We start from the raw sequence: 5750 nt of genomic DNA, 5'->3' as shown, positions 1-5750 counted from the left end.
TCTCGTTGCCGGAGGCCGACAGCACCAGCGCGTGGAACTCCACGTCCGCGGCCAGGAAGCTCTCCAGATCCCCGGAGCGCGCGGTGGCGACCATCCGCTCGGCCAGCCCGACCAGCTTCGCGGCGTCCTCGTCGCTCGCGCGCCGCGCGGCGATGCCCGCGGCCACCGGTTCCACGGCGGTGCGCAGTTCGACGAGGGTGCGCACCTGGCCGGTGCGGTCGCTGAGCAGCAGCCGGCGGATCAGCGCGGGGTCGAAGGTGTTCCACTCCGCGCGCGGGCGCACCACGATGCCGACCCGCTTGCGGCCGATCACCAGCCGGATCGACGCGAGCGTGCGCACCACTTCGCGGGCGACGCTGCGCGAGATGCCGAAGCGGGCCTCCAGCTCGTCGATGCGCAGCACGGTGCCCGGCGGGTGCTCGCCCGCGCTGATCTCGCGGCCGAGCACGTCGACCACCTGGCCATGCAGTCCGCCGTTCACGGGGCTCCTCCCGTTGTCGTCGGCGTCCAACCTAAGCGATCGGGGCCCGGTGACCTGGCTAACAGAGCCAACTTAATCGGTACACGTCGATAAAAAGTCATACTTAATGACTTCCGGCTCTTAGGCTGTGCCGCGCATCGAGCTCAGCGAGGAGCCACTACCCATGTCACTGAACCTCTCCCCCGCAGGCGCGGCCGTGCTCGCGCAGGCCCCCGCGGGCGCCTGGACCGGGCACGACACCCGCCTGCTGGCCGCCGCGCTGGCAGGCATCGGCGTAGTAGTCGTGCTGATCAGCTGGGTGAAGCTGCACCCGTTCCTGTCGCTGGCGTTGGGCGCGGCGACGCTCGGCGTGGTCGCCGGGATGCCCTTCACCGACCTCGTGGACACCTTCACCGGCGGGCTCGGCGACACCGTCGGCGACGTCGGACTGCTGGTGGCACTGGGCGCGATGCTCGGCAAGCTGCTCACCGACACCGGCGGGGCCGAGCAGATCGTGGAAACGGTGCTGGCCCGCACCACCCGGCGCAGCCTGCCGTGGGCGATGGTGTTCATCGCCGCGCTGCTGGGCCTGCCGATGTTCTTCGAGGTCGGCGTGGTGCTGCTGGTGCCGGTCGTGGTGATGGTCGCGGCCCGCTCCGAGCAGCCGATGCTGCGCATCGGCATCCCAGCGCTGGCCGGGCTGTCCATCCTGCACGGCCTGGTCCCGCCGCACCCCGGACCGCTGGCCGCGGTGGACGCGCTGGGCGTGGACATGGGCGTGACGCTGGCGCTGGGCGTCCTGGTGGCCATCCCGACCGCGATCGTCGGCGGACCGCTGTTCGGCTCGTTCATCGCAAAGCGGGTGGAACTGCCGCCGGCGAGCGCGCTGCTGGGCAAGGCTCCGGAGCGGGAGGAAAGCGGCAGGCGGCCCGGTTTCGCGCTGTCGGTGGCGATGCTGCTGCTGCCGGTCGTGCTGATGCTGTGCAAATCGGTCGCCGACCTGTGGCTGACCGAGGGCACCGCGCTGTACTCGGTGCTGGACACCGTCGGCACCCCGGTCGTGGCGCTGATGCTGACCGTGCTGATCGCGATGTGCACGCTCGGGCCGCGCGCCGGGCTCGGCCGCACCGAGCTGTCCGGCATCGCGGGCGGCGCGCTGCCTTCGATCGCCGGGATCATCCTCATCGTCGGGGCAGGCGGCGGGTTCAAGGAGACCCTGGTCGAGTCCGGCGTGAACAAGATGATCACGGACGTGGCCGCGGGCGCGCACTTCTCGCCGCTGCTGCTGGCCTGGCTGATCGCGGTCGGCATCCGGGTCGCGACCGGTTCGGCCACCGTGGCCACGATCTCCGCGGCGGGCATGGTCGCTCCGCTGATCGCCGGGATGGACCCGGTGCAGGGGGCGCTGGTGGCGCTGGCCGTCGGCTCCGGCTCGCTGTTCTTCTCGCACCTCAACGACGCCGGGTTCTGGCTGGTCAAGGAGTACTTCGGGATGAGCGTCGGACAGACGCTCAAGACCTGGTCGGCGCTGGAGACGATCCTGTCGGTCGTTTCGTTCGCGGTGATCTGGCTGCTGCACCTGGTCCTCTGAGATGTCTCGGATTCGGTTTGCGTAGCGGTTCGGGTAGCGGAACCTCAGACGCCTTCCGGCTCCGGGATCTCTTCCTTGAGTAGCTCCCTACTCGGCGGCTGAGCTTTCCTCGCCAGCAGACGTCTGAGAACCCGCCGGTGGTCCGGCTGAGTCCTGCGGCACCCCGCAAGCGGCTGGCGCCGCTCATGCAGCGGACTCGAGCGGACCGGGGCGGCCACCTGCGGCCGGTATGATGGATGGTCGGACTCGTGCGGGGCGCCGCGGTGGGCGCCCCGGCATCCGACATCTCCGGCACCGGAAATCGCCGGTGCCCGGGGGTCCGGCACATCACGGCTGAGCACAAGGTGGAGCCAAGTTGTCCAACGCCCGAGCCGATCGGGAACCCGAAGCCCGCACCGACGATCTGGCCGCCGAGCAGGCGTACGTCTCGACGCTCTACGACAAGCTCGACGAACTCCGGCGGGACGCCACGAAACGGCTGACCGAGACGCTGCGCCAGACCGGCGGCACGCCGCAGGCCCGCACCGAGCGGGACATCTCCACCACGATGTACACCGAGAAGCTGACCCAGCTCAGCGCCGTGGAACACGGCCTGTGCTTCGGGCGGCTGGACCTCGACAGCGGGGAGACCTTCCACATCGGCAGGCTCGGCCTGTTCGACGAGCAGCGCGAGTACGAACCGCTGCTGATCGACTGGCGCGCCCCGGCGGCCCGCCCGTTCTACCTGGCCACCGCGGCCGCGCGGGAGGACGTGTGGCGGCGGCGGCACCTGCGCAGCCGGTGGCGCACCGTGGTCGACCTGGAGGACGAGATCCTCGACCTGGACGCCGCCGAGCAGGGCAGCGACCTCGGGCTGGCCGGTGAGGCCACGCTGCTGGCCGCGCTGGACGCGCGCCGCACCGGGCAGATGGGCGACATCGTCGCCACCATCCAGGCCGAGCAGGACCGGATCATCCGCGCGCCGATGAACGGGGCGCTGGTGGTGCAGGGCGGACCCGGCACCGGCAAGACGGCGGTGGCGCTGCACCGCGCGGCGTTCCTGCTCTACACCTACCGTGAGCAGCTGACCAAGCGCGGCGTGCTGGTGGTGGGGCCGAACTCCACGTTCCTGCGCTACATCGGGCAGGTGCTGCCGTCGCTGGGCGAGACCGGGGTGCTGCTGTCCACGCCGGGCGAGCTGTTCCCCGGCATTCCGGCGACCGGCTCGGACAGCGCCGAGGCCGCCGAGATCAAGGGCCGGGCGGCGATGGTGCAGGTGCTCACCGCCGCCGTGCGGGACCGCCAGCAGGCGCCGAAGGACTACGTCGAGGTGATCTTCGACCGGGAGCCGTTGCGGATCGACCGGCGCAGCGTCGCCCAGGCCCGCACCAAGGCCCGGCGCTCCCGCAAGCCGCACAACCACGCGCGCAAGATCTTCCGCACCGAGCTGATCTCGGCGCTTACCACGCAGGTCGCCGATCGGCTGGGGCGCGACCTGCTGGAGCGCCGGGACCTCGACGACATCGGCGCGGAGCTGCGCGCGGACACCGAGGTCGGCAAGGTTCTCGACGACCTGTGGCCGCAGCTCGGCCCGCAGGAGGTGCTGGACGAGCTGTTCAGCGACCGCAAGCGGCTGAACACCGCGGCCCGCAAGCACCTGCCCGAACCGGAGCGCGAGCTGCTGCTGCGGGAGCCGGGCGCACCGTGGACAGCGGCGGACGTGTCGCTGCTGGACGAGCTCGCGGAGCTGCTCGGCGAGGACGACACCAAGGCGCGCGAGGAGCAGGAGCGCCAGCAGCGCGAGGAACTGGCCTACGCCCAGGGCGTGCTGCACATCATGGAGCAGGACGAGGAGATCGCCGACGAGGAGCGGCTGCGCGTCTCCGACGTGCTGGACGCGGAGCTGCTGGCCGAGCGCCAGCAGACGCGCAGCGACCTCACCGCGGCCCAGCGCGCGGCCGAGGACCGCACGTGGACGTTCGGGCACGTCATCGTCGACGAGGCGCAGGAGCTCTCGGCGATGACCTGGCGGGTGCTGATGCGCCGCTGCCCGAGCCGGTCGATGACGCTGGTCGGCGACATCGCGCAGACCGGGGCGCTGGGTGGTGCGGCATCGTGGCACGAGGTGCTCTCGCCGTACGTGGGCGAGCGCTGGCGGCTCGCGGAGTTGACGGTGAACTACCGGACTCCGGCCGAGATCATGGGCGTGGCCGCCGAACTGTTGTCCACAATGGACGTCGAGCTGGCGGCACCGACCTCGGTGCGCACCAGCGGGCACGAGCCGTGGGCAAAGCAGGTGCCGCAAGCCGAGCTAGCGACCGAAGTTCCCGAGCTGGTCGATTCGGAACTGTCCCGGATCGACGGCACGCTCGCGGTGCTGGTCCCGCCGCAGCACCTGGAGCAGGTGGGCGCGGGAGTGGCCGAGCGGGTGCCGGACGCCGTCGTCGGCACGCAGCCCGAAGGCGTGGAGTCGCGCGTGGTGGTGCTTACCGTGCAGCAGTCCAAGGGACTGGAGTTCGACTCGGTGCTGCTGGTCGACCCGGAGGGCGTGCTGGCGGAGTCCGCCCGCGGCACGAGCGATCTCTACGTCGGGCTCACCCGTGCCACGCAGCGCCTCGGCGTCGTGCACACCGGCGAGCTCCCCGACGTGCTGTCCGGTTTGGACTGATCACTCGGTCTTGACGTGCGCGGCTTTCGCCGCCTCGTTGCCGATTTCGCGCAGCTGGGCCAGCCGCAGGCACACCGCGTCGAAGACGAGGTGCACGCACTGGTCGAACAGGCTGGACAGCGGTTGCACGGATGCTGCTTCGCCTTCGCGGCGGTGCTTCGTGGCGGCGGGCACGTGCAGCACGTCGTCGGCGGTCGTGCCGAGTTCGGCGGCGGGATCGGTGGTCACCGCGAGCACTTTTCCGCCTGCCCGGCGGCATTCCTGCGCCGCGCGCACGGTTCCGGCGGTGCTGCCGGAACCGGAGACGGCGACCAGCGTGTCGCCCTCGGCCATCGCAGGTGCCGTGGTCTCGCCGACGACGTGCACCTGGAGTCCCAAGTGGACCAGGCGCATCGCGAAGGCATCGGCCATGAAACCGGACCGGCCCGCGCCTGCGACGAACACGCGGCCCGCGGCGTCGAGCGCGATGGCGGTGCGTTCGACGTCGTCGCGGTCGACTCGGTCGAGCACTCCGCCGATTTCGGTGCTGATCACGTTCAGCAGGTCGTTCACCCGGGGTCTCCTCTCACCACTGTGGACATATCGGCGGCCGCACCGGCCGGGTCGGCGGCCGCGGTGATCGCCGAGCCGACGATCACGCGCAGGCCGGGGTTGGTCCCGCGCAGCCGGGTCACGTCGTCCTTGGTCAGGCCGCCTGCCAGGGCGACCCGGCGATCGCGGGTCCACTCCCCCAGCGCGTCGGCGGCCCCGTGCCCGGCCTGTTGGGCATCTTTGCCGATGTGCGGGGCGAACACGACTTCGGCGGGCAGGTCGCGCAGCAGTTCGTCCCGGCGCCGCCCGGAAACCGCGAGCAGGTCGAGCACGGCCTCGGCCCCGGCGTCCCGCGCCAGCTCGACGCAGCGGTGCACGGTCGCGTCGGTGGTCGCGGCCAGCACGGTCGCCGCTCGGGCGCCGTGGTCGAAGGCCATCCCGAACTCGGTCGCCGCGTCGTCGGCGGTTTTCAAGTCCGCCAGCACCGGTGTTCCCGCGGCCGCACCGACCACTTCGGACAC

Annotated in this window: 5 protein-coding genes; 2 read left to right on the top strand and 3 right to left on the bottom strand. The window is 71.5% G+C overall.

Going from position 1 to position 5750, the window contains the following annotated elements; translation table 11 throughout:
- Positions 1-481 (bottom strand): FadR/GntR family transcriptional regulator (locus tag IJH84_RS18120; RefSeq protein WP_295146569.1); only part of this gene is annotated, 481 nt, incomplete at its 3' end.
- Between the two features lie 163 nt (positions 482-644).
- Here IJH84_RS18120 and IJH84_RS18115 point away from each other — a divergent pair.
- Both IJH84_RS18115 and IJH84_RS18110 read left to right on the top strand, forming a co-directional pair.
- Positions 645-2051, top strand: a complete 1407-nt coding sequence (locus IJH84_RS18115) for a gluconate:H+ symporter (protein WP_295146567.1) — start codon at positions 645-647, stop codon at positions 2049-2051.
- Positions 2052-2406: 355 nt separating this feature from the next.
- Positions 2407-4698 carry an ATP-binding domain-containing protein gene (locus IJH84_RS18110; protein ID WP_200069964.1) on the top strand — a complete coding sequence of 764 codons (2292 nt, stop codon included), beginning with the start codon at positions 2407-2409 and terminating at the stop codon, positions 4696-4698.
- Here IJH84_RS18110 and hxlB read toward each other — a convergent pair whose 3' ends face one another.
- Together hxlB and IJH84_RS18100 are read right to left on the bottom strand one after the other, a co-directional pair.
- Entirely contained in the window at positions 4699-5250 is a 552-nt protein-coding gene (gene hxlB / locus IJH84_RS18105) for a 6-phospho-3-hexuloisomerase (protein ID WP_295146563.1), read from the bottom strand. It abuts the gene before it with no gap.
- Positions 5247-5750 (bottom strand): orotidine 5'-phosphate decarboxylase / HUMPS family protein (locus IJH84_RS18100; RefSeq protein ID WP_295146561.1); only part of this gene is annotated, 504 nt, incomplete at its 5' end. The genes IJH84_RS18100 and hxlB, both read right to left, overlap by 4 nt.

This window comes from Saccharopolyspora sp. (assembly GCF_017434145.1).
In the GTDB taxonomy this organism is placed as follows: domain Bacteria; phylum Actinomycetota; class Actinomycetes; order Mycobacteriales; family Pseudonocardiaceae; genus Saccharopolyspora_C; species Saccharopolyspora_C galaxeae.
This window is presented reverse-complemented; position numbering and strand designations above follow the sequence as displayed.